This is a genomic window from Shewanella sp. HL-SH8, assembly GCF_051165765.1.
In the GTDB taxonomy this organism is placed as follows: Bacteria; Pseudomonadota; Gammaproteobacteria; order Enterobacterales; family Shewanellaceae; genus Shewanella; species Shewanella glacialimarina.
The window spans coordinates 2,384,767-2,408,967 of record NZ_CP195039.1 but is presented as its reverse complement, the minus strand read 5'-3'; the positions used below and the strand labels follow the sequence as shown (position 1 = coordinate 2,408,967).

Sequence of the window (24,201 nt, the reverse complement as noted above, 5' to 3'; positions counted from 1 at the left end):
TTTAATAGACTATTTTAAGGAAAAATTATGCCGTTAAGTGCTTTAAACCAACAAACAAAGCGTAAACCGCTTGCCAACTTACTTGCGCTAACAGTGCTGGCAAGTATGACGCTTAGCGGTCAGAGCTTTGCCGATGACAAATTTAAAGATGTCACTATTACCTCAAAGCAACTCACCGATACCACTTTCATGTTCACAGGTTCCGGTGGCAATATTGGTGTATCGGCTGGCACTGACGGCATATTGATTATTGATGACCAATTTGCCCCGCTGGCAGAAAAAATAACCGCATCGCTTAATAATATTCAGCCCGGTGTACCTAAATATATCGTCAACACCCACTACCACGGCGACCATACTGGCGGTAATGCTCACTTTGGTGAAAAAGGCACTATATTAGCTCACCATAATGTCTTGAAGCGTTTAGCTTCAGATAGCAATACTCCCAAAAGTGCCCTTCCTGTCATCACATACACTGACAGTATCTCGATACATTTCAATCAAGATACCCTCGATGTGATCCATTTAGGCCCAGGACACACAGATGGAGACAGCGTAGTTCATTGGCAAAAATCCAATGTTATCCATATGGGCGATTTATACTTTAAAGATAGATTCCCCTATATTGACCTAGACGGTGGTGGCTCTGTTGTAGGTTATCGCGATAATGTCGCTATCATATTAGATAGAATTGATGACAAAACTCAAATCATTCCAGGCCACGGTGATTTAGCCAATAAAACCGAATTACTCAAGTTTAAACATATGCTTGATGACAGCATTAACTGGATTAAATCGGAAAAAACCCAAGGTAAAACCTTAGCCCAGATAAAAAAGATGGGCGTACCTAAAGCATACCAAGATTGGAGTTGGGCATTTATCAATGGCGACAAGTGGATAGAGACACTTTACAATGACTTATAAAGTAATATACAACAGTCACTTAAAAAGTGACTGTGATAAAAATGGGTAACTAACCCAATAGATAAAAATGGCTAACACAACTGTTAGCCATTTTTATTCAGGTAATATTTATAGTCAGTTTTAATAGGTTTACATCTCACACAAAAACATACCCTACTGTAAATAAAAAACATAGCCTGAAAACCCTAAGGTATTCGCCTAGCGATGCATCAAAAACACTCACATTTAATACACATTTAAGCTTGCTTACGTACATTACCGCCAACGCAAATCCTACCGTGTCGTAAAATTATCTTAATCATACTTGTACAGCTTTTTTGCCCACCCTATAAAAGTTGACTACGCTAAAAGCTGTCCTGTCCTTTATCGAAAATGCTATTCCCCAAAAGGAAACCAAATGAAACATATATTGATGCTGGCTATTGCCTCGGCAACCTTAACCACCAGCGTGTCAGCAAAAGACAACCATACAGAGCACAATGTCGCCGTATCAGATAAGACCATTGCTGCGCAGCGTGCAGAACTGGCAGAAAATACCGCTGGTAAAGGTTTCGGCCCTCAATCACCTCGTGATATTGATTCTTTGGTCGGCAACAATAAGATTATTTTCAGCCAAGCTCCGGCCTACACCCAAATGAATTTATGTAATATTCATTTTCATAAAAATGCCGAGCACTCTGGCGGTGAATTTACTACCTATGCGGGTAACGGTGACGGTAAAGGTTACTCAACAGGCTTTAAATACTCAGGTAGCATCAGTAAAAAAGACTTATTACCGGTTAAGCAAGCTATTTGCCCAAGTGAACACGGTAATCTAATACCTGGCGATACCATTGAATTGCACTATGTGCATTCCACAGCTCAAGTGAGCCCAGGCCCAACTTTAGGTGCCTGTTTAAGTGAGTCGGTTAAAAATCCACAGTTGAGAGTTGAAACGCAAGTTTTTGTATTAGTGAATAATGCAAAGGCATTAGATTTTGGTCAATTAACCCAGTTAGGCCAAAGCAATGGCTATCACCAAGCATTAAATATTCCATCAAATACAGGTGATGCGATTCAATATGCCGGCTCGACAACGGGCCCTGGATATAATGAACAAGGCTCACCGCTTCAAGTATCGTGGAGTGTTCGTCCAAAAGTGGCTCAGGTGAATATCGCCACTGTGGGTAAATGGTGTGAAAGTAATGTGTTCAATGAAGATCATGCCCATGGCGTAAGAAATCTAGTGACGAATCTTGAGTTATTGTCAGCTGGTCAATAATTTTTAACTTATTAATTTATGAAGCAGTAACAGTGGCTATCTGGTCACTGTTACATTTAACCTCTCGCTCAGAAACATTAAATAGCCTTCATTCTATGGCTATCAAACTTTTGAACAAAAGCGGGTTGGAAGGTTTCATTTTAATAAAAATTTAATCAGATCCAATTAAATCCTCATAGGTTTGAGATTGACTACAGGTACAGATGATCCAACGAGACGCCGCAAGCACGTCCATGTGGGCTCAACCAAAACATCCTTGTTTTGGATACTCGATGGCTCATCTGCACCCGCATTTTTGTTTCTTAGATTTAGCTTCATTGATGGCAGTGGCAACACTAGGGTTAACTTGTTACTGCACAGAAATGACTTAGTGCAAAGGGTCTAAAGGTAGGTCGTGGGATTAGTAAATGTGGGGTAATTAAGTAAAGTTTACACTGACCCCACATAATTTTATATGGCCATGATGTCAGCGATACAATCTAACCCTGTTTTTAAAGAGACTTATCAGCGGTTGGTTGCGGCAGGAAAACCAAAGAAAGTGGCTATTATTGCCTGTATTAGAAAGATGGTTGTGATCTTAAATTCGATGTTAAGAGATGGTGTTTTATGGGAAGCGCCAAAAGCATAAAATTAACTATTGACGCCATAGTCTCTTGTTAACCCTTAGTGATGAGAAACAAGATACCAATTATTTTCAATATGTTTTATTTCGGTTGAATCAGTTTCATTTAAATCACTATACTTTTCGGGTGAACCACCCTCAGGAACATATAGATAGCCTGAATAATTATCCATTATTCCTCTAAAAGTGAAGAAGAAAACATAAGTTAAACTTTCATGATTTTCTATGACAATATCATTACCACCGCGAGACAACCCTCGATAATTTTCGCCTAAGTGAATCAAAGAAGAGTTATGATCAACATTTGGTTTTAGTTGACCATTTAATACCTCAGTAACTACTACGTCTCGTTTTTCTTTATTTATAGCGTAATCCACTTTTAGCCATAACATGGTAAATGGAACATAAATTACCAATAGAAACACTGCGACCTGAATACCTATTGGCGCAAAAGTCTTTTTACCAATAGCTTTGAATTTTAATAAACAAGTTAAACTCGATATTATACAACCTATAAAAAGTAACCAAACAGCCCCAGACAAAGGCATCATAAGAAAAACAGTTATGATTTCCACGAGTGACCATTGAAATGCAGATAGTAAAATCAGTAAAAGTGAGCTAATAACAGCAAGATTGAATCTCCATTTTATTTCGCTAAACACGATACTACTCCATGAGGGCTAACGCCTAATTAACAGGCAAAAAATAGTTGGCTAAAATAGGCGACGAAGGAGCAAAAGCCAACTGTTTTTTGTCCTTGTTTAATTTTTTGTTAGCTGCTCACTTCCGCTTTAAGTGGTTTGAATTTTTTACTAATTTCGCCAGTAAACATCATTGCTATTAATACACCCTCTAGCATCAATGCCACATCAGAAAACATAGCTTCCCATCCGTTCATTACTACAGGACCAATTACAGGGTAAAGTGGGATAAAAGCGACTGATATTACGACATATAATGTACGAGCCCAGCTCTTAAACTTCCAGAGACCTATAGTTGAAATAGGTAACAAAACTAAAAGCACAGGGGCAAGGATTAAGAATAAAATGAACTCCATACTCGAAAGTTCCTCATTCTCAGTTTGCAAAAGATAATCCTGTAATATTAGGGGCAATGTATCAGATAAACTGACTCCTGCAACAATACCAATAATTGCGACAATTAAACCTGAAATTAAGATTACTCTGAATAATGATGTGGTTTGCATTTACTACTCCTTTTTGATGATTCATCTGCACGATTCTTGTGACAGCTAACAGCTTATTGAACGGCTCGACCGATAAAGTCGCCCGTTTAAGTTATTGATTAATATCATCCTACATTTCCTATGTCTTTGAAGTAAAGCAATTTAATGACTCTTACACTCAAATATAAAACTAAAATTGCGCGTTAAAAGTGTCTGCGCCAAATGTAAAAAAATAAACCAAGCAAGATCAATATATTAGAGCAGCCCTATTTTTCTCGACATAGTCCTTTAGACTGCTTTTTGTTCACTTATTATTGTTATTTCGTCAAAACCCATTATAGCTGTATATAAATACAGTACAGGTAACATAAAGGGGGAAATGATGGCAGGAACTGGATATTTAGAAGCGATTAGACAACAAATTAGAGTAAGGCATTACAGCTACCAAACTGAAAAGTCATACCTTTATTGGAACCGTTATTTTATAAGATATTTTAAGTTTACTGCTGCAAAACATATTTTACCTACGCACATTGAACAGTTTTTATGTTTTCTAGCAAACGAACGGCGAGTGTCTAGCAGTACGCAACAGTAAATTAGTTGGGTCAGGGTAAACATTTTAGGGGAGTTAATAGGCACATGTTATTGAATGGTTTTTCTTCCCTAAATGGCACACTCGATGATAGTGTTCGAGGTAACCATACTTTGTCCTTAAGTTTTCATACTTTAATCTACTTTATAGCATTAATTCAATGTTTTAATACAAGTCATATTGGTCCGATTAAGTAAGTTCGTGACTTCAATCTAATCAATTGCATGCCGCAAGTTCTTATGCAGATGATATTTTCGCCTCTTCGATTTAACTTCATTTGTAACAATTCTATAAGAAAAGCTGGGATGTCCGTTTTGAATTGAGGTCATCGAGACTCTTTATTCCGAGAACCCGTGAGCTTGGCATGGATACCACGCTAGCTTTCGTTGGGCCAGGGACGGCTCATCGGAAGCGTTAGGATATTTTTTATATTAGGTGACAATGGCCGAAGCCGGATACAGATGAAGTTTAAAGCTGGATCGATCCCCATCGAAAATTATGCGCTTTTCAGCATTTTTCGTCTGGGGCGGCAGGGCCTAATTCTTTAATTAAAAGTAAAGAGAGTATTGCTGTTGATACCCTCTTGGTCTGGTGTGGGTGAAGCGCCACGGCGTTGGTGGCCGCAGGCCATATTTCCAAACAAAGCTTGGGGCAAAAACGTATTACAACATTTCTTTATTTTGAACAAAAGAGCGCTAGTAATTATCAGACGTTAATAAACGGACGTGTGGTGCTGCAACCAAATTAATATTATTTACCCAACCAATTGTATCTAATTTGTTACGAAAGTAGGTGTGGTATTTATTTTCAGTCGCTTAGCGAGTAGTATACTTTTGCATTAGGCTTAAAGAGCCAGGGATGGTCGGAAAAGTATTTACAGGGCAGTTAAAGATACTTCACGCTTGTTTAATCCGCTTCCCGCCCGGTCCCAACTCAAAAAAGCTTAACCCTTTGATTAAAAATATTAAAAAATATAACCTGACTCTCTTGGTTTAGCCATTAGATCAACATAATAATGTAGTAAGGATATTACATGACCTTAGTTCAAAATAAGTGGCTAGTACCCGTCGCGATAGCTATAACGTTATCGTTAATGGCTTGTGGTGGTAGCTCAAATTCAGCCGATACTGAAGTAATTTCACCACCTCCGCCTCCACCTCCGCCTCCACCTCCACCGCCGCCTCCACCGCCACCTCCACCGCCGCCTCCACCGCCACCTCCACCGCCGCCTCCACCACCGCCGCCGCCGCCGGTGACTGTAGGCTTGTCTGGTAAGGTCATTGACGGTTATGTATCTGGTGCAACTGTGTGGTTAGATATCAATGGCAACAGTATTTTTGATGTAGATAGCGAGCCATCTGCAATATCTGGTGCAGCGGGTGAATATGCGTTTGAGTTCACTCAAGAACATGCTGAATGTGTCCCATATTCAACTATGTATGTGGATGTGCCTGTAGGTGCGATTGATGAAGATACAGGCCCTGTCACAGAGGCTTATCAGATGGCATTGCCACCTTCTATTACCCCGCTAACAGATGATGAAATCCGTCATATATCACCACTAACATCACTATTATGGGAGCAAATTTCTGCCAAGCTAAAGGCAGCTCAACAGCCTATTTTAAGCTGTGAGAATTTAAAAAATAATGTTCAGCTCACAAATGACCTGCAAAATGAAATTCGATTAGTAATGATATACTTAGTGACTCATTATAATCTTTCTGAAGCACAAATTTTTGCTGATTTTATCGCCGATAATAATACTCAAGCCTATGAAATAGCCCAAGCTATCGTTATAGGGTTAAAGGCCTCTTTTGGTCATAAAGCGAATATACAAGCACAATATCCTGACGCTGTAGAAATTCGAGTCATTATTTATCAAGATAAAAATAAGGATGAAAAATATCAATTCGATAATGCTTGGTACCGAGAGACTTTTGTCAGCCTATCAGACGGTTGGATACTGAACATTGTTAAAATGGAACAAGACTTATTTGAAGTCGATATTATCTTGTCTGACGTAGTTGCCCATAATAGTAGCTGGGGAGATCAAACATTCGCGGGAAAATTACAGATCCGTAAAGATGCTTACTACGATATAGATCGTGGATATAATTGCTCTGCTTCTGAACAAGTCACCTTTAAAAAAGATGATATTGAGTATCAATTAACTAACATCCCTAAATTTAATTCTGTTAATGCAATGTCTGAGTGCACGCAAAATCTTGAGGTTCCTCTAGATCGTATGCATACGGTGTCGTTTTCCGAAAATGGCATGGACTACTTTGCTGAATTTATTTTCCGTGAGGCGGATCCTGAATTTGCGTCATTGCCTGACTGGATAAATATGAAGGATAAGGCTCAACAGCTTAATGCTACCGAACTTATCGAGCATTTATCTATTCTGCCAAAGGGCTGGGATGAGCACGTGTCGTTTGACACTCACTATTGGCGTAAACGGATGAATAACAGCTTGGTGCAAATTGATAAGAATAGTTTAGGTGAATGGACTAAAGCCAAGCGTCAGGACGACGGTACGATGATTAATGAATGCAGCACAGATGGAGAAATCTGGACTGACTGTAATTAATATTCTCTAAAACAAGTCTACCCTGGTTGTCATGTTAACAATAATGCCTTTACTATTAAGTGAAGGCATTATTTTATCTAACCTAAACCTAAACCTAAACCACCTTTTAAAAGCTGTGCAGCCATAGCAACTCGTCTTTTTCACCTGTTAACGATTTTTTTTAGGGTAAAAACAACAAAACTAAATATTTTATACGCTTGAGACATCTTCAGGCAGAGAGTGTCTAATAATCACTGCCTATGACATTCCTCAGGCGGCTAAAGTATAAATTTTTGGTGAATGGAATTTACATTACAAAGGCATAGACATAAAAAGATATAGACATAAAAAAGCCCCGACATAATGTCGAGGCTTTTTTATCCATCACTCTTTTTTAACTTTGCAATTAAAAAGAGTCTAATAATGGTACCCGAGGCCAGACTTGAACTGGCACGCTTATTCAGCGAGGGATTTTAAATCCCTTGTGTCTACCGATTCCACCACTCGGGCAAACTGTTGTTTAAACTGTATTGTACAGTACAAACTCAATTTGGAGCGACATATCGGGTTCGAACCGATGACCTATACCTTGGCAAGGTATCGCTCTACCAACTGAGCTAATGTCGCTGAATCTTTATCGCATCTGGAAATACTTTACATAAACTGTATAAGTTCCCCTGAGTGCGGGTTCGCATTCTACCGTTTTCACTTTCAGAGTCAATCAATAAAATAACAATTATTGGTTATTTTGAGTTAACTGCTGAATAAACGTTCATCACTGTTTAAAAGTTAACAGATAGACCTAAAAATAGAAAAAGTACCCTAAGGTACTTTTTCTAAATATCCATTCCCTGCTCGTTAAACGACAGCAGGAACTGAGTTATCTATTGGCTATTTGGTAAAGATAACGTGGTTAATCCAAGCATCTTTTGCATCACGCCAACAACCTGACAGCTATAACCAAACTCATTGTCATACCACACGTACAAAATGGCGCGTTTACCTTCAGCAATAGTCGCTTGAGAATCTATCACACCTGCATAACGCGAACCAACTAAGTCACTTGATACAATTTCTGTCGATTCTGTAAAATCAATTTGATTCTGCAATTCTGACAATAAAGCCATATCTTTTAAGTATTCATTTAAGTCATGACGGTTAGTTTCAGCATTTAAATTGACACTAATTATCGCCATAGACACGTTAGGCGTTGGGACGCGGATCGCATTACCGGTTAATTTACCTTCTAATGCAGGTAGCGCCTTAGAAACAGCTTTAGCCGCACCGGTTTCTGTGATCACCATATTAAGTGGTGCACTACGACCACGACGATCGGCGCTATGATAGTTATCAATTAGATTTTGATCATTGGTGTAAGAGTGAATTGTTTCCACGTGACCATTTTCAATTCCGTATTTATCGTTTAATGCTTTAAGCACAGGCGTTATCGCATTGGTAGTACAACTGGCCGCAGAAACTATGGTGTCTTCAGGCAGAATATCATTATCATTAACACCATGAACCACGTTCTTGATTGCGCCACTCGCTGGTGCGGTTAATAAGACTTTTGCCGCGCCAGGACTCTTAAGATGTAAGCCAAGACCTGCTTCGTCTTTCCAAATACCAGTATTATCAACAATTAGAGCATCTTTAATACCGTATTGAGTGTAATCAACTTGATCTGGTGAATTAGCATAGATAATTTGAATATAAGTACCATTAGCAATAATGGCATTATTTTCTTCATCAACTTCTACCGAACCATTAAAAGGACCGTGTACTGAATCGCGACGCAGTAAACTTGCACGCTTCTCTAAATCACCCTTCTTACCACCACGTAACACAATGGCACGTAAGCATAGTTTATTACTTTTACCTGTACGTTCTATTAATAAACGCGCGAGTAAACGACCAATACGTCCAAAACCGTATAACACCACATCACGTGCTGGTGTATCATCGCCATAGTTCATTCCCGCTGCGAGTTCAGTCGCCATATAAGCTTCTATTTGGCTAGCATCGCTATGGTCACGCCAATAATTGACGGCTAATTTACCAATATCGACTTTACACTGCTTGACAGCAAGCTTGCTAAGAGCTTGAATAAATGGGAAGCTTTCACGTAGTCGTAATTTATCACCTACATGACGACGAACCAAACGGTGAGACTTGATGATTTCAATGGTTGATGCGTTTAATAATGGCTTGCCGTATACCACAACTTCGACACCTTGGTTACGATATAACTTACCAAGTAAAGGTTGCATGGCCTCTGCCATTTCAAAACGTTCTTGCCAGCTTTGTAGATGTTTATCTGCGCTCATGTAGGGTTCCTTTATCTCACTTTTCTTTAAATAGTTTTAGAAAGGTTTGAGTAACAAAAAGAAAAGACCAATAATTAGTGTATTGATGGGGAGTCATCCCCATTAGGTCGGCGTCATTGTAATGAAATCGGCTGCATTTCGCCAGTAACTAATTTTCGCTAAACCTGTAATTTTATTAGACAATTACTCGCCAGGAGCCTCTTTTGAAGCAAAATCTAGTAATAATTACATCATTTAGTTTTTTTATAGGTTTTTTAGGCCTTTTGGGCTGTGAAAATGACCGAAACAGCGACATCATTTGTAAAAATAATCCTGAAATTTGTGCCGATTTACACCAAGATAGTTGGTGTCGATTTGAAAAAGCCGACCTAATCCGCCATAGACTACAATTAAAGCAAACCGAAAATCCGACTGGTCTGCAACTTTATCAACAACTCATTCATCTGGAAAACTACAGTAATTGTGTCGAATTAGCCGCTGGAGTTCAGCACATATTAAATCCGCAGCGAACCCAAGAACGTGCAAGAGCCTTTGCTGTTAGCACTCAAACACTGAGTGAATTACGTGACTATACCAAGGACAATCCAGATATTTACTTAGCTTATTACCGTTGGATACGATTTAACGATAAACCATCACAGGATATCGTTATCAAACATTATCAAAATGGCGCAATTGACGATCCAGAAATACTCAGTCAATTAGCAGCTTATTATGTTCGTGTATCTCCAATGGATGCTAAACGGATATACCGCTTTTTATTTACCACCGTTGCCGCTGAACAATTTAATCCAGACTGGTTGTTAGGTTTAGCCAGTGTTTTTCAGCAACAACAAAATTTTGAATACGTATATTTGTTTACCAAGGCCAATTCGTTAATGACTGATAATCAAATTGATCAAAAGCAACTCAACGGATTAGTCAATGGTAATACTGAATTAGCGACAGTTTTAGATACACAAGCGCAAGCCTTAATCATCGACATAAAAAGCGCTAATTTTGCCAATTCAATCAGTGCTCAGTTATTAGAAGATAAATAAGATATGCATGAACACTTTCAATTTCCTGTCTAAAAAAGCCACCAAATGCACAAAATGGATAAAAATTACGAAATTTTTAGGTCTAAAAGCGCTTTTTAGACCGATTTAGCTTGACGAAAGCCGTCAATTTGGTAATTTTACAACCAGGCGATTTATATGCCACCTAATTTATTTTCAATTGAGGGATATGAGATGACTATCCGTGTTGCAATTAACGGCTACGGCCGTATCGGTAGAAATGTTTTACGTGCACTTTATGAAAGCGAAAAAGACTACCCAATCGAAATCGTTGCGTTAAACGATTTAGGTGATGCGTCAATTAATGCTCACTTAACCAAGTACGATACCGTACATGGTCGTTTTAACGCCAAAGTTGATCATGACGAAGAAGCTATCTACGTTAATGGTGACAAAATTTTAACTTTCCAAGAACGTGACCCGTCAAAGTTACCTTGGGCTGAGTTAAAAATTGATGTTGTGTTTGAATGTACTGGTATTTTCACGTCAAAAGAATCAGTTCAATCACACCTTACTGCTGGTGCAAAGAAAGTGCTTATTTCTGCGCCGGGTAAGAATGTTGATGCTACCGTAGTTTACGGCGTAAACAACGAAGTATTAACTGCTGACATGACTGTGGTTTCAAACGCATCTTGTACTACTAACTGTTTAGCACCTATTGCTAAGCCGTTAAATGATGAATTAGGTATTGAGTCAGGTTTAATGACCACTATCCATTCCTACACTAACGATCAACGTTTATCTGATGTGTATCACACAGATTTACGTCGTGCTCGTGCTGCTGCAATGTCAATGATCCCAACTCAAACAGGTGCAGCTGCTGCTGTTGGTTTAGTGGTTCCTGAGCTTCAAGGCAAATTTGATGGTTTAGCGGTTCGTGTACCTACCATCAACGTGTCTTTAGTTGATTTAACATTCTTAGCATCTCGTGACACCACGGTAGAAGAAGTTAATGCCATCATTACCCGCGCTTCACTAAAGGCGCCAATGTCTGAAGTGTTAGCGATTAATGTTGAGCCATTAGTGTCTATCGACTTTAACCACAACCCTTTCTCTTCTAATTTCGACGCAACACAAACACGTGTTAACGGCCGTTTAGTGAAAGTGATGTCATGGTATGACAATGAATGGGGTTTCAGTAACCGCATGTTAGACAACGCTGTTGCACTAATGAACGCTAAGTAATCTACTTTTAGATTAGCTTATTGGATTTGGTTCAGCTACGAAGCCTCGCATTTATGCGGGGCTTTTTGTTGTTTGTGGCAAAAAGCTTATTACAACCAAAGTGGTAAACTAAATCAATTAGCAACTAAACGAACGGTGCTATTTATTACGTGCTAATAATATATTCTGAGTAGATACCCTGAAAGCATTCAGCAATTTTTTTCAATCTGAAGACAACTACATCTAGAAACAAACTACAGATGTAAACCATAAGCGGCTACAAACATTTTTACCGATATCTGGTCAAACAGCATTAACATCAAAGAATGCAAAGTTTGGTAACATTATTTCTCTGCATATTCATTTCAATTTAGTTACACTTCGCTATCAAAAATATAACAAATCATCGTTTTGGGATTATTGGCATCAGCTTGCTGACGTCAAAGGAGTATTTATGCGCGTGTATCGTCAGCTGCTGTTACTGGCATTAACCAGTTCAGTTATTCTTACCAGTTCGGCTTCTGAAATTATCCAAAGCAAAGGTCATTTTGTAGACAAGTTTCGTCAACTTGAAGAAAGCCTCCCCACACCAAACGATTACCGCAATGCTGCTGGCGAACCAGGTAAGGACTATTGGCAACAACAAGTTGATTATAAAATCAATGTCACTCTTGATGAAGAAAAACGTCGCATTCAAGGTGAACAAGTGATTACTTATCACAATAACTCGCCGTATACACTTAAATACTTGTGGCTACAGCTGGAACAAAATCGATTTAAATCAGATTCGATGTCGGAACGCAGTGCCGCGTTTAATGGCGTGGATGGAAGCGTTAGTGCCAACAACACTTATGGTGATAATGCCTTTGCCAAAATCAGTTTAGGTGATCTTCGTCGCCAACAATTTTTAGCTGATAATAACTTGGGTTATCAAATAACGGCGGTTACTGACACTAATAATAAGCCTGTAAAATACACTATTGTCGGCGCCCAAATGCGTGTCGATTTACCCACCCCGTTAAGCCACAATAAATCGACACAATTACGCATCAATTATGGCTATAACATTTTAGAAGAAGACGCCGTGGGTGCACGTTCTGGATATGAGCACTTCCCAGACGACAAACGTGAAGGCGGTAATGACATCTTCTTATTGGCGCAGTGGTTTCCGCGAGTGGCCAGCTATTCCGACTACGAAGCGTGGCACAATAAAGAGTTTTTAGGCAGCGGCGAGTTTACCCTAGAGTTTGGAAATTACGATGTCAGTATGACCGTTCCCAGCGACCATATTGTTACGTCCACTGGCGTATTACAAAACAGCAAAAAGGTGTTATCACCTGAACAACTTAAACGTTTAGATAAAGCTAAAACCGCCAAAAAGCCTGTATTTATTGTCTCGGAAGACGAGGCCATTATTAACGAATCAAGCACAGCTAAAGGTAATAAGACCTGGCATTTTAAAGCTGAAAACGTACGCGACTTTGCTTGGGCATCTTCACGTAAATTTATTTGGGATGCACAAGGTTATCAACAAAAAGGCAGCCAGAATCCACAAGTAATGGCGATGTCGTTTTATCCTAAAGAAGGTGGCGAGTTGTGGCAGCGTTATTCAACTGCATCGGTTATTCACACCCTTGAAGTCTATTCACGTTTTACCTTCGATTATCCCTACCCTGCAGCCATTAGTGTAAACGGCCCTGTTGGCGGCATGGAATACCCGATGATCAGCTTTAATGGTCCACGCACCATTTGGCACGACGATGAAAGCCGTACTTATACCTTGTCGGAAAAACAATTCTTAATCGGCGTAGTGATCCACGAGGTCGGCCATAACTATTTCCCAATGATTGTGAACTCAGACGAGCGCCAATGGACGTGGATGGACGAAGGTTTAAATAGCTTTTTAGACGGCATAGCCACCCGAGAATGGGACCCATCGCTACCGTGGGGGCGTGAGCCAAGTGATGTTATTGAGTACATGAAGTCTAATGTGCAAGTACCGGTGATGACGCAATCAGACAGTGTGTTGCAACTGGGCCCAAACGCCTATATTAAACCCGCTGTAGCACTGAATATTTTACGTGAAGTGGTATTGGGCCGTGAGCTATTCGATTTTGCCTTTCAAGAGTACAGCCGTCGCTGGATGAACAAACGCCCTACTCCAAGCGACTTTTTCCGCACCATGGAAGAAGCCTCTGGCGTCGACTTAGATTGGTTTTTCCGTGGTTGGTTTTACACCACGGACCATGTTGATATCTCGCTTGAACGCATTTATAAACTTCGCTTAGACAGCAATAATCCTGATATTGATTTTGATCGTCGTCTGCCAAGATTATAAAGACAAACCCATGCCTTATTCGGTTGAGCGTAACCAACAAAGTGGCCTAAAAACCTGGGTTGAACTTAATCCAGATAATGTTGATTATCATGACCAATATGATCAATTTAGCGTGACCAATAAAGAGCGCAACAAGTACAACAAAAAACACGCCGAGCTAGACCCATGGGAGCAGCAAGCACTCGCTCGTGCACTCAAAGAAGATAAAAACTATTACGTGTTTAACTTTGCCAATTTAGGTGGCTTAGTGATGCCAATTTTACTCGAACTCACATTTGAAAATGGTGATACCGAGTCATTGGTGCTGCCTGCAGAAATTTGGCGCCGCTCACCGTTTGAAGTCAGTAAGCTCATTGTCACCGACAAAGACAAAATCTTATTGTCTTCCGTGGTTGATCGTCGCGGCGAAACTGCCGATGTCGATATTGAAAACAACTATTACCCAAGACAGATTATTCCGTCACGCATTGAAGCCTTTAAAGAAGAGGTACGTAAGGGCAATAAGTATCGCGACATTATGCACGACAACAAAGAAGCCCTGAAAGAGGCTGAAATCAAAGTGAAGAAGAAATAATGCGCCCATCATTCTTTGTCGGAATAATCGCTGTCGGTTTGAGTTTGCTGGTGGGCAATGCCACAGCCCACCAGCAAAAAGAAGCTTACACCAGTATTGTATTTAATCAGCGTAGCGGCATGTTAGAAGTCCAGCATCGGTTTTATTTACACGATGCTGAACACGCAGCCCAACAAGTAATCGATAAAAGTACCGATCTGATCGGTGATCCTGTTGGCCGTGAAGCGTTTGCCTATTATGCTATTTCGACTTTTTCGATGCAGGATCAGCAGCAACATCCGTTAACGCTGACCTATGTTGGCACCGAGTTACAGGGCAAGTATTTGTGGGTTTATCAGGAAACGCCGATCACCACCAATATGGAAGGTTTTTATCTTAAGATGACCGCCCTGCAAGAATTGTGGTCAGAGCAAACTAACCACATTAATGTCGAGCGAAATAAGCAAGTGACTTCAGCAAGGCTACACATTGCAGACTCTTGGCAGTATATTGAAGTCGCTAAACCAGCCCAATAACTCACAAAGTATCATCGCAACTAGTTTATCGAAAACACCATACTGGTTTGTCAGCCTTTATGGTGTTTTTACGCTCCCGCCACCACATCATCCAGCGCACTAGCCAAGGTTGAATACGTCACGCACTGCACGCCGTCAGGCTTAAAGCCTGCTTTAGCTAAGGTTTTAAGTGGCTGAAATTGAAAATCTGCCAACAATACTCGAGTATTATCACGCTGACATTTATCAATAAACTTATACAGCGCCGAGACACCACCAGAGTCTAAAATAGACACACCGTCGAAATACAACACCACCCCATCCTGGTCGCCACTCAAATGCGCCAACTCACCAAACACACTGTCGGCGGCAGCAAAAAATAATGGCCCATTAATTTTAAACACTTTCCAGCGTGGCGGTAACTCAACATGCACGTGCTTTTTCTGCTCGCTAATGTCTTGCACCTTGGTCATGTCGGCCACTTGTTTCATGAATAATAACGACGCCAAAATGATCCCAGCACTGATCGCAATCACCATGTCAAAAAATATGGTCAGTAACAAGCACACCAACAACACCAGTACTTCGCTGGCAGGGGCTTTTTTAACAAGATGGACAATCTTAGGCGCTTCGCTCATGTTCCATGCCACCATGATAAGCAGCGCCGACATACCCGCCATGGGGATATAAGCTAAAACAGTACTGAGCGATAATAAAGACACTAATACCACCAGCGCATGGATCATCGCCGCGATTGGGCTTACCGCACCCGACTTATAGTTAGCCGCCGAACGTGCGATGGCAGCGGTTGCGGTAATACCGCCAAAAAATGGCGCGATAATATTACCGATACCTTGGCCAAGTAATTCGCTATTGGCGCTGTGTTTTTTACCGGACATGCCGTCTAACACCACTGCACACAGTAACGATTCAATGGCGCCTAACATGGCAATCGCAAAGGCGGCAGACAATAGGTCACTGGCTAATTGTCAAGTGAGTACCAATGGCACTTCACCCGTTTGCGCGCGAAGCCAAGGCCATTCAAAATCGGGCAACATAGAGGGAATACCTGCACCGATAGAGCCATCGGCTAGGGTGAAACTGAACGTAGAACCAATGGTCGCCACATGAAAACCAAGTTGATTTAGTACCAGCGCCACTATACTCGCCACAACCACAGCAGGCAGATGTGCTGGCACAGCCAACTTGAGTTTTGGCCACAAAATAAACACCACTAAGGTGCTTAATCCCACCAGCAATGTTGGCCCAGAAAACCCAGGAATTTCTTGAACTAAGGTAGCTACTTTACCGACAAAACTTTCTGGCATCTCGGTAATAGTTAGACCAAAAAAGTCCTTAACTTGTAGCACTGCAATCACCACAGCAATACCACCCGTAAACCCTAAGGTGACTGATTCGGGAATATATTGGATAAAACGGCCTAAGCGAAACAATGCCATGATAATCAACATTAGTCCGGATAACAGGCTGGCCAGCAATAAACCAGACAGACCATATTGATGCACTATGGGATAGAGGATCACCACAAACGCGGCGGTAGGGCCAGACACGCTATAACGTGAGCCACCGGTGAGCGGAATAACAAACCCAGCAATAATGGCAGTATACAACCCGTATTGCGGTGCGACACCAATGGCAATCGCAAGCGCCATTGCTAATGGAATAGCAATAATGCCTACGGTTAAGCCGGCTAATAAATCTTTAGTGAATGTATTGGCATTATAGGGAGCGTCTTTTAAAGACTCTCGCAGTGCATGCCCGATACGAAGAGAAAATAAATGTGTTCGGTATTTCATTGCGGCGATCCCATAACCTGGTACGGCGTCAAGATACCCCTCATTATAGACCGATCACCTTACAGTACAATCGAATTAAATTATCACCTGATGATAACCTTATTATAGTAAGGTGATAATGGATGGTAACTCGAGTAGATCTGGTACCAATGTGGTTAATTTACCGTGTAAATACTCTCTGAATTATCTAACCTTTTCCTGGGTGAATTCACTATCATTATAATGAGCAGAGCTGTCAGCTTTACTGACTAAACAAAAAAAGCCGACATGATGTCGGCCTTTTATTTTATCTTCACAACAAGCTTAACGCTTACGCGTTACCCTTCACTTTCATGTTCAATTCTTTGGCAAAATCTAGCATGCGTGTCAGTGGAATTAATGCTTTTATGCGTAGTTCATCATCGACAAAAATCTCGTGGTCTGTTTTATCCATATCAGATAACGAGGCTTCAATGGCTTGCAGACCATTCATCGCCATCCATGGGCAATGGGCACAGCTTTTACAGGTTGCGCCGTTGCCGCCAGTTGGGGCTTCAAGTAATATTTTACCGGGAGCCGCTTGTTGCATTTTATAGAAAATACCGCGATCGGTTGCGACAATAAACTTATCATTTGGCATGGTTTGCGCGGCTTTAATCAACTGACTAGTGGAGCCTACTGCATCAGCAAGTTCAACTACACTTGCTGGTGACTCTGGATGAACCAGAATTGCAGCCGTTGGGTGCAGCTTTTTAAGTTCGCGTAATGCCTTAGCTTGAAACTCATCATGCACAATACAGTCGCCTTGCCATAACAGCATATCAGCACCAGTTTGTTTATTAATGTAAGCGCCTAGGTGACGATCCGGTGCCCAAATAATTTTTTTATCTTGGCTATCTAAGTGCTCAACAATTTCTAATGCAATACTTGAGGTGACAACCCAATCTGCACGGGCTTTCACTGCCGCTGAGGTATTAGCATAAACCACCACTGTATGATCAGGATGCGCATCACAAAAAGTATTGAACTGCTCAATAGGACAACCTAAATCTAATGAACAGGTTGCTTCTAACGTTGGCATTAAAATGGTTTTTTCTGGGCTTAAAATTTTAGCGGTTTCACCCATAAATTTGACCCCTGCGACAATTAATGTTTTCGCAGGATGATCACGACCAAAACGAGCCATTTCTAATGAGTCAGATACACAACCACCGGTTTCTTCAGCCAAGGCTTGAATTTCAGGGTCGGTATAATAATGGGCAACGAGAACCGCATTGTGATCAATCAGTAATTGCTTAATGCGTGCCTTATAAGCAAGCTTCTCTGAAGCAGATAAGACTGCGGGTTTAGGCGGAAATGGATAATTAATCGTTTCGATTTGGGGTGCCGACAAGCTCATAACGGTTCCAATAGTGTGAATCTTGGGCGAATTATACGAAAACTCACCCTAAAACAAAAGGACGCATTACGCGTCCTTTATCAATTTAGCATTTATTCTGTATATGCTGACTAGCGCATAGCCATTAACATCTCTTGTGGCTGCTCTAAATAGTGCTTCCACAAGTTACAGAATCTCGCAATGGTGCCGCCATCAATCACACGGTGGTCGCCAGACCAACTGACTTGCATGATTTTACGCGCCTCAACTTCCCCTTTGGCATTAAAACGTGGCAATACTTGTAACTTACCTAATGCCACTATAGCGACTTCAGGTTTGTTAATAATAGGCGTTGCGACTGTGCCACCTAATGCACCTATATTTGAAATAGAAATTGTGCCTTCTTTCAAATCAGCAGGTGAGACTCGGCCACTTCTTGCATCTGTGGTCAAACGGGTGATTTCAGCAGCAATATCTAAAATAGATTTTAACTGTACGTCCTTGACGTTTGGTACCAACAAACCCACTTTTGAATCAACCGCCATCCCAATATTATGGCGAGACTTATAGGTTAACTCTGTGCAATCGGCATTGACTTGGCTATTCAAAATCGGGAACTGAGTTAAGGCTAAAGACATGGCTTTCATAAAGAAAGGCATCATGGTTAGCTTAACTTCATCAGTTGAATAGCGCTGCTTCATTGTTTCACGTAATGCGACCAGCTCAGTTAAATCAAACTCTTCACAATAGGTAAAATGAGGAATAGTCGATACAGATTCAACCATCATTCGCGCCATAATGGCTTTAACGCCTTTAATTGGCTCGACACGATCTGCTGTATTAATAGTTGCTGTATTAACAGAGCTAGAAACTGTCGCTGAAGGTGCTGATGTCAAAGCGTTAACCGCTGGCACTGGCGCAGACTTAACAACTCCGCCTTGTTGATGACGTTCTACATCTTCTTTGTATACACGGCCATGCTTACCTGAGCCTGACACATCGGCAATGTTAATGTCTAAGCTACGCGCTAAACGACGTACAGCGGGACTGGCTAATGCTTTACCTTGACTAACGGGTTCAATAGAAACGCTTTGGTTTGCATTCAACGCTTGATGAGTATTTTGTTGAGCAGGTTCACTACTAGAAACCGCGCTAACAAACTCACTTTCCACTTCAATGGCAAACAAAGGTGAATGCACTTTAGCTAACTGACCTTTACGGTAATAATGCTTCACAATTTTACCGGCTTTCATTGCTGGTATTTGCACTAGCGCTTTATCTGTCATCACATCAGCAATGGGTTGATCTTCAACAACCATTTCACCTTCTGCAACTAACCAATCAACTAATTCACATTCAACAATGCCTTCACCAATATCAGGCAATAAAAAGTCTTCAATTGTTGTGCCTGATGCATTTGCACTTGAAACAATATTGGTTGTTGTTTCTTGCAGTAAAGGTGCAGCTTCAACTGTGTCTATATCTGTATCATCAGCTAATCTGACTGAATATAAAGGCGCGTGTACTATCGCTATCTCGCCTTTGGCATAGTACAGCTTAGTGATCACCCCAGCGTTAGGAGCCGGTATTTGCACTAACGCTTTGTCAGTCATCACATCAGCTATCGGTTGGTCTTCTACTACTGTGTCACCTTCGGCAACTAACCAATCCACCAACTCGCATTCAACAACGCCTTCACCAATGTCGGGTAAAATAAAATCTTTAATCATGCCCACTCCTAAAATGCCATTGTGGTTTTGATGGCTTCAAATGTTTTCAGCTCATCTGGCATATATTCTTTTTCATGAATAAGTGGATAAGGTGTATCTAAACCACAGACTCGATTGATCGGAGACTCTAAATGTAAGAAACATTCCTGTTGAATTGTCGCCGCGATTTCACCCGCAAAACCACCTGTCAATGGTGCTTCATGGTTTATAACTAAGCGGCCTGTTTTCTTAACCGACTTAGCCACAGTATCGATATCCCAAGGTGCTAAGGTACGTAAATCGATGATTTCGCATGAAATACCTTCTTTAGCCGCCATAGCGCAGGCTTTCTCAACGATTTCAACCTGAGCGCCCCAGGCTAAAACAGTCACATCTGTGCCCTGCTTAACCACGTCAGCTTTGCCAAGTTCGAAAATATAATCGCCTTCAGGCACTTCGCCGACCGATGCGCGATATAAACGCTTTGGCTCAAAGAAAATCACTGGATTTGGATCGCGGATTGAGGCTAACAATAATCCTTTAGCTTGCTCAGGATTACGCGGTATAACCACTTTTAATCCCGGAGTTTGGGTAAAGTACGCTTCTGGAGACTGGGAGTGATAATGACCACCCGCAATACCACCACCATAAGGGGTGCGGAAGGTTAATCCACCCACATTAAACTCATTACCACTGCGATAACGGAATTTAGCCGTTTCATTGACGATTTGATCGAACGCTGGAAAAATATAATCTGCAAACTGGATCTCAGCTACCGCGGTCATGCCGTGTGCAGCTAAACCGTTAGCAAAACCCGCAATACCTTGTTCGGTTAGTGGTGTATTAAAGCAGCGATCACGACCAAACTGCTCTTGTAATCCAGAAGTTGCTCGAAAAACACCACCGAAGTGGCCAACATCTTCCCCAAAAACTACCATGCGCTCATCGGCTTTCATGGCAATTGATAACGCCTCATTGATGGCGTGTAACATATTCATTTGAGCCACGGCTTATAGTCTCCCTGCACTTTTTGGATAGGCTTTAGGATATTTATTGATGTGTTCTTTCAACTCTTTAAGCTGCTTTTTCAGCACTGCAGTTGGTTGTTCTAACACATCTTCAATAATTTCATCTAATCGAGGTACAGGTATCTTCTCGGCGACTTTCACCGCAGCAAGCACTTCTTCACGGTATTTTTCGTGAGCTTTACTGTCATCAGCTTCGTTAATCCAACCTTTATTGATTAACCATAGCTTGAAGCGTTTTACCGGGTCATGTTGTTGCCATTTTGCTTCTTCATCTTTAGAGCGATATCCCGATGGATCATCTGATGATGAATGCGCACCAAGACGATACGTCATGGCTTCAATTAATACTGGTGCATTGTGCTCTAATGCATAAGCACGCGCTTGCTGTGTTGCAGCCAGTACAGCCAACATATCATTACCATCAACACGAATAGTATGCATGCCATAACCCACACCGCGACTGGCAATACCGTTACCCGCGAATTGCTCTTCTGTTGGGGTTGAAATAGCATAGCCATTGTTACGGCAGAAAAAGATGACTGGGGCTTTTAACACCGCGGCCATATTTAAGCCTGCATGGAAGTCACCTTCTGATGCTGCACCTTCGCCAAAATAACAAATAGTGACATTACGCTCGCCTTTTAGCTTTTGCGCATATGCAACGCCAGTAGCTTGCGGTATTTGAGTGGCTAAAGGAGATGAAATAGTATGGTAATTAAGCGCTTTACTACCATAATGGATTGGCATTTGACGGCCTTTACCCAAATCTTTTTCATTACTGAACATCTGATTCATAAATTGTTCAGTGGTAAAACCACGATAACGCAGTGCAGCATGCTCACGGTACTGAGCTAAAATCACATCACCTTGGTCTAACGCAGCAACACTACCAATAATGGCCGCCTCTTCACCGGTACAGGTCATATAAAAGCTAATACGCCCCTGGCGCTGTGCACCTAACATACGTTCATCTAAAACTCGGGTAAATATGCAAGTGTCATAGATTTTCGCCGCTAAATCTTGATCGATAACGGGTAACACTGCGTTTTCGTAAGTGGTGCCATCTGCCTGTAAAACACGCAAAATGGGAATGTGCAATGACGCCTTGTCGAGAAAGCTGACACGATGCACTGTTTCGTTGCTCAGTGGTGCGTTGCTCATAATGTGCTCTTGTTCTTGTGAGATGCTACCTCAAGAGTAGCAGTCTAATTATAGTTTGCCGACAAACATTACGTTAACGTAAACTTCCATACAATAGTTTAGCCAGGCCATTAATGAATTCTTAGTCTGTTAAATTGTATAATTTGCTTTACGCTAACTCAGTAGCCTACTGTACATCTTCATTTGGTGCAGGTACTAGGCACAATACGGTTCGTTGACCTATAGGTACTTTAGCATTAGGAAACACTATCGCCTCGACTTCTTGTTGCACTTTTATCTCAGTGCCTGCCTCTGTTGCAAGGATTTCACCTTGGTTAAATTGGCTAAAATTGGGTGCATCATTAGCAAAGCTGAAAGCAAAATCGTCAGCACTTTTATTAATTGAACGCGATACTTTGTATAAATTCAATGATGCTGAATTATAGTCTGGCAACTTGACCACATCTTGGGTAATTAACGCCGTTAACATTTTGTGGGTATCTTCAAAACGAGTCATATCGTTTTCGCCAAATGGCATCACTTTACCCAACTCAACCGTAAACGCTTCGGCCTTGAAGTGCTCAGAAGAGTAATAGCTGAATGTGGTTGTGGGCTCATGGTGAAACAATATGGTGTCAACGCCACATGCAGCTAGAAACATCATTTGCTCACCACTAAAGGCTCGACCTGGACGGTAAGGATAAATAGCAAACTTTTCATGTTTTGATGGACGTATCGCGGTATGTAAATCGTAATGAATACGCTGACTACCTGATACGCCATTATTGAAAAAGTCGGCCACATACTTTTCTAAAGCTTTGGCACGAATACGCTCAGCATTAACTAACCCCTGTCCTTTTGAATGGGCACCGCTAAATAAACGGTTCATATTCTCTTCTAGAAAACGGGTTTTATTGAGTATTGCCGAAGGATTGCCAATTAAAAACAATAGTCGATGTTGAGTAATAATAGTTTCACTCAATAACGACTTAATCAGTTGATTACAAATCTCAATCGGGGCGGTTTCATTACCATGCACAGCACACGACAGTACAATATCTTTTTTAGCAGTGGCAGTTGCAGTTAACGGGGTAAATACAATCACACCGGTATCAAGGATATCAACCTGAGTGTGGTCCCCTAAATGAAAATGGTACTGCTGTGGTAGTGAGAGCGGGCTTGCTAAAGTAAAAGCTAGAAAATCTCTGGTATCCATAAGCGGTAAAGTCAATTTAAGCTCCTTGTTGTTTTTATTATGCAAATCTGGACAGTTTGCTTGTATTTCCTACGTCTAATTCTACCACAAGCCAAACAAAATGAAATTGATCGCCACTAAACTGCAGTTAAAGACGAATCAATGCTTGCAATAATGGTTAAACTTGAACACAATTATAGCCATCTAGACTTCTGTTAAAACTTTTGTAAGGGTGTGTCATGGCGTTAGCAACTTTTGGTGCGGGTTGTTTTTGGGGTGTTGAATACTTTTTTCGTGAAATTAACGGCGTAAGTAATGCTACCTGTGGGTATATGGGCGGAAAAGATACTGCAACAACCTATAAAGAAGTTAAAACTGGCTCAACCGGTCATGCTGAAGTCGTTCAAGTTGAATTCGATCCTGCTGTGGTGAGCTATGATGATTTGTTAACTGTTTTTTGGCAAAATCACAACCCGACACAACTGAATATGCAAGGTGGTGATATCGGTAACCAATATCGCAGTACTATTTTCTTCCATGATAAGCAGCAAAAAGCTGAGGCTGAAGCGTCTAAGTTGGCCTTTGCACGTAGTGGCCGTTGGGGACAACGCCATATAGTAACTGAAATAGTGCCTTTACAAACATTTCATATCGCTGAAGATTATCATCAAAATTATTTAGAAAAAAATAATCTGCCTTCGTGTCATATCGCATATTAATGACCTGACAATATCAAGGTGTCTGTTGATTAATACATCACTGACACCATTTATTGACAGATTAGATTGCCTCAATCGATTATCAATCATAACCGCACCCTTTACCCGCTTTGCTAAATTCCCTACAATC

17 protein-coding genes, 2 tRNA genes and 3 pseudogenes are annotated in these 24,201 nt (G+C 41.1%); 10 read left to right on the top strand and 12 right to left on the bottom strand.

Annotation, left to right across the window (positions count from 1 at the left end):
* The first annotated feature begins 27 nt into the window (after nucleotides 1–27).
* The 3 genes and pseudogenes from ACRWQN_RS10610 to ACRWQN_RS10600 all read left to right on the top strand — a co-directional run.
* Nucleotides 28–924, top strand: coding sequence for an MBL fold metallo-hydrolase (locus tag ACRWQN_RS10610; protein WP_434937640.1), 897 nt, complete (start codon nucleotides 28–30; stop codon nucleotides 922–924).
* 397 nt (nucleotides 925–1,321) lie between these two features.
* A complete protein-coding gene (locus ACRWQN_RS10605) occupies nucleotides 1,322–2,185 on the top strand; it encodes a delta-class carbonic anhydrase (RefSeq protein WP_434937638.1) in 864 nt (287 codons plus the stop codon).
* Between the two features lie 451 nt (nucleotides 2,186–2,636).
* Nucleotides 2,637–2,813, top strand: a pseudogene (locus ACRWQN_RS10600) (IS110 family transposase); the annotation flags it as partial.
* Nucleotides 2,814–2,848: 35 nt separating this feature from the next.
* Here ACRWQN_RS10600 and ACRWQN_RS10595 read toward each other — a convergent pair.
* Entirely contained in the window at nucleotides 2,849–3,469 is a 621-nt protein-coding gene (locus ACRWQN_RS10595; RefSeq protein ID WP_434926070.1) for a hypothetical protein, read from the bottom strand.
* A 110-nt stretch (nucleotides 3,470–3,579) separates the two neighbouring features.
* Entirely contained in the window at nucleotides 3,580–4,014 is a 435-nt protein-coding gene (locus tag ACRWQN_RS10590) for a hypothetical protein (protein ID WP_434937637.1), read from the bottom strand.
* Nucleotides 4,015–4,372: 358 nt separating this feature from the next.
* Here ACRWQN_RS10590 and ACRWQN_RS10585 point away from each other — a divergent pair, with 358 nt between their 5' ends.
* Nucleotides 4,373–4,588 (top strand): phage integrase N-terminal SAM-like domain-containing protein, encoded by a 216-nt coding sequence (locus tag ACRWQN_RS10585; protein WP_434937635.1) that lies wholly within the window; start codon nucleotides 4,373–4,375, stop codon nucleotides 4,586–4,588.
* Nucleotides 4,589–5,629: 1,041 nt separating this feature from the next.
* Here the strand turns inward: ACRWQN_RS10585 and ACRWQN_RS10580 are convergent.
* Nucleotides 5,630–5,866 (bottom strand): hypothetical protein, encoded by a 237-nt coding sequence (locus tag ACRWQN_RS10580; RefSeq protein WP_434937633.1) that lies wholly within the window; start codon nucleotides 5,864–5,866, stop codon nucleotides 5,630–5,632.
* On the opposite strand from ACRWQN_RS10580, the gene ACRWQN_RS10575 reads away from it, so the two are divergent.
* Nucleotides 5,850–7,175, top strand: a complete 1,326-nt coding sequence (locus tag ACRWQN_RS10575) for a hypothetical protein (RefSeq protein WP_434937631.1) — start codon at nucleotides 5,850–5,852, stop codon at nucleotides 7,173–7,175. The genes ACRWQN_RS10580 and ACRWQN_RS10575 overlap by 17 nt on opposite strands.
* A gap of 403 nt (nucleotides 7,176–7,578) precedes the next feature.
* Here ACRWQN_RS10575 and ACRWQN_RS10570 read toward each other — a convergent pair.
* From ACRWQN_RS10570 to ACRWQN_RS10560, 3 genes are all read right to left on the bottom strand, one after another.
* Nucleotides 7,579–7,664, bottom strand: a tRNA-Leu gene (locus tag ACRWQN_RS10570).
* Between the two features lie 41 nt (nucleotides 7,665–7,705).
* Nucleotides 7,706–7,781 (bottom strand) — tRNA-Gly (locus ACRWQN_RS10565).
* Nucleotides 7,782–8,038: 257 nt separating this feature from the next.
* A complete protein-coding gene (locus ACRWQN_RS10560; protein WP_434929785.1) occupies nucleotides 8,039–9,478 on the bottom strand; it encodes a glyceraldehyde-3-phosphate dehydrogenase in 1,440 nt (479 codons plus the stop codon).
* Between the two features lie 203 nt (nucleotides 9,479–9,681).
* Between ACRWQN_RS10560 and ACRWQN_RS10555 the strand changes: the two genes are divergently transcribed.
* From ACRWQN_RS10555 to ACRWQN_RS10540, 4 genes and pseudogenes are all read left to right on the top strand, one after another.
* The gene (locus tag ACRWQN_RS10555; RefSeq protein ID WP_434937629.1) at nucleotides 9,682–10,518 is read left to right on the top strand and encodes a DUF2989 domain-containing protein; all 837 of its coding nucleotides are present in this window, start codon (nucleotides 9,682–9,684) and stop codon (nucleotides 10,516–10,518) included.
* Between the two features lie 192 nt (nucleotides 10,519–10,710).
* A complete protein-coding gene (gene gap, locus ACRWQN_RS10550) occupies nucleotides 10,711–11,721 on the top strand; it encodes a type I glyceraldehyde-3-phosphate dehydrogenase (protein WP_226415926.1) in 1,011 nt (336 codons plus the stop codon).
* A 433-nt stretch (nucleotides 11,722–12,154) separates the two neighbouring features.
* Nucleotides 12,155–14,612: pseudogene (locus tag ACRWQN_RS10545) on the top strand (M1 family metallopeptidase).
* On the top strand, nucleotides 14,612–15,127 hold the full coding sequence (locus ACRWQN_RS10540; RefSeq protein ID WP_434937627.1) for a DUF6702 family protein: 516 nt from the start codon (nucleotides 14,612–14,614) through the stop codon (nucleotides 15,125–15,127). Before ACRWQN_RS10545 ends, ACRWQN_RS10540 begins: the two are co-directional and overlap by 1 nt.
* Before the next feature lie 68 nt (nucleotides 15,128–15,195).
* Here the strand turns inward: ACRWQN_RS10540 and dauA are convergent.
* The 6 genes and pseudogenes from dauA to astE form a co-directional block, all read right to left on the bottom strand.
* A pseudogene (gene dauA / locus ACRWQN_RS10535) lies at nucleotides 15,196–16,923 on the bottom strand (C4-dicarboxylic acid transporter DauA).
* A 310-nt stretch (nucleotides 16,924–17,233) separates the two neighbouring features.
* Nucleotides 17,234–18,301 (bottom strand): quinolinate synthase NadA, encoded by a 1,068-nt coding sequence (gene nadA, locus ACRWQN_RS10530; RefSeq protein WP_434926059.1) that lies wholly within the window; start codon nucleotides 18,299–18,301, stop codon nucleotides 17,234–17,236.
* Between the two features lie 110 nt (nucleotides 18,302–18,411).
* Nucleotides 18,412–20,010: a dihydrolipoyllysine-residue acetyltransferase gene (locus ACRWQN_RS10525; RefSeq protein ID WP_434937625.1), complete on the bottom strand. Its 1,599-nt coding sequence runs from the start codon at nucleotides 20,008–20,010 to the stop codon at nucleotides 18,412–18,414.
* Between the two features lie 8 nt (nucleotides 20,011–20,018).
* Entirely contained in the window at nucleotides 20,019–20,996 is a 978-nt protein-coding gene (locus tag ACRWQN_RS10520; protein WP_434937623.1) for an alpha-ketoacid dehydrogenase subunit beta, read from the bottom strand.
* A gap of 3 nt (nucleotides 20,997–20,999) precedes the next feature.
* Nucleotides 21,000–22,178, bottom strand: a complete 1,179-nt coding sequence (locus ACRWQN_RS10515) for a thiamine pyrophosphate-dependent dehydrogenase E1 component subunit alpha (RefSeq protein WP_434937621.1) — start codon at nucleotides 22,176–22,178, stop codon at nucleotides 21,000–21,002.
* Nucleotides 22,179–22,344: 166 nt separating this feature from the next.
* The gene (gene astE, locus ACRWQN_RS10510) at nucleotides 22,345–23,388 is read right to left on the bottom strand and encodes a succinylglutamate desuccinylase (RefSeq protein ID WP_434937620.1); all 1,044 of its coding nucleotides are present in this window, start codon (nucleotides 23,386–23,388) and stop codon (nucleotides 22,345–22,347) included.
* 203 nt (nucleotides 23,389–23,591) lie between these two features.
* Here astE and msrA point away from each other — a divergent pair, with 203 nt between their 5' ends.
* Complete coding sequence (gene msrA / locus ACRWQN_RS10505) at nucleotides 23,592–24,071, top strand: peptide-methionine (S)-S-oxide reductase MsrA (RefSeq protein WP_226409975.1); 480 nt, start codon at nucleotides 23,592–23,594, stop codon at nucleotides 24,069–24,071.
* The last annotated feature ends 130 nt before the right edge of the window (nucleotides 24,072–24,201 follow it).

What these genes read in the sequence shown, in the direction of transcription:
- nadA (WP_434926059.1), bottom strand. Translation starts at nt 18,301, where the DNA reads ATGAGCTTGTCGGCACCCCAAATCGAAACGATTAATTATCCATTTCCG.
- ACRWQN_RS10540 (WP_434937627.1), top strand. Translation starts at nt 14,612, where the DNA reads ATGCGCCCATCATTCTTTGTCGGAATAATCGCTGTCGGTTTGAGTTTG.
- ACRWQN_RS10585 (WP_434937635.1), top strand. Translation starts at nt 4,373, where the DNA reads ATGATGGCAGGAACTGGATATTTAGAAGCGATTAGACAACAAATTAGA.
- ACRWQN_RS10605 (WP_434937638.1), top strand. Translation starts at nt 1,322, where the DNA reads ATGAAACATATATTGATGCTGGCTATTGCCTCGGCAACCTTAACCACC.
- gap (WP_226415926.1), top strand. Translation starts at nt 10,711, where the DNA reads ATGACTATCCGTGTTGCAATTAACGGCTACGGCCGTATCGGTAGAAAT.
- ACRWQN_RS10580 (WP_434937633.1), bottom strand. Translation starts at nt 5,866, where the DNA reads ATGACCTTACCAGACAAGCCTACAGTCACCGGCGGCGGCGGCGGTGGT.
- ACRWQN_RS10560 (WP_434929785.1), bottom strand. Translation starts at nt 9,478, where the DNA reads ATGAGCGCAGATAAACATCTACAAAGCTGGCAAGAACGTTTTGAAATG.
- ACRWQN_RS10525 (WP_434937625.1), bottom strand. Translation starts at nt 20,010, where the DNA reads ATGATTAAAGATTTTATTTTACCCGACATTGGTGAAGGCGTTGTTGAA.
- ACRWQN_RS10610 (WP_434937640.1), top strand. Translation starts at nt 28, where the DNA reads ATGCCGTTAAGTGCTTTAAACCAACAAACAAAGCGTAAACCGCTTGCC.
- ACRWQN_RS10590 (WP_434937637.1), bottom strand. Translation starts at nt 4,014, where the DNA reads ATGCAAACCACATCATTATTCAGAGTAATCTTAATTTCAGGTTTAATT.
- msrA (WP_226409975.1), top strand. Translation starts at nt 23,592, where the DNA reads ATGGCGTTAGCAACTTTTGGTGCGGGTTGTTTTTGGGGTGTTGAATAC.
- ACRWQN_RS10515 (WP_434937621.1), bottom strand. Translation starts at nt 22,178, where the DNA reads ATGAGCAACGCACCACTGAGCAACGAAACAGTGCATCGTGTCAGCTTT.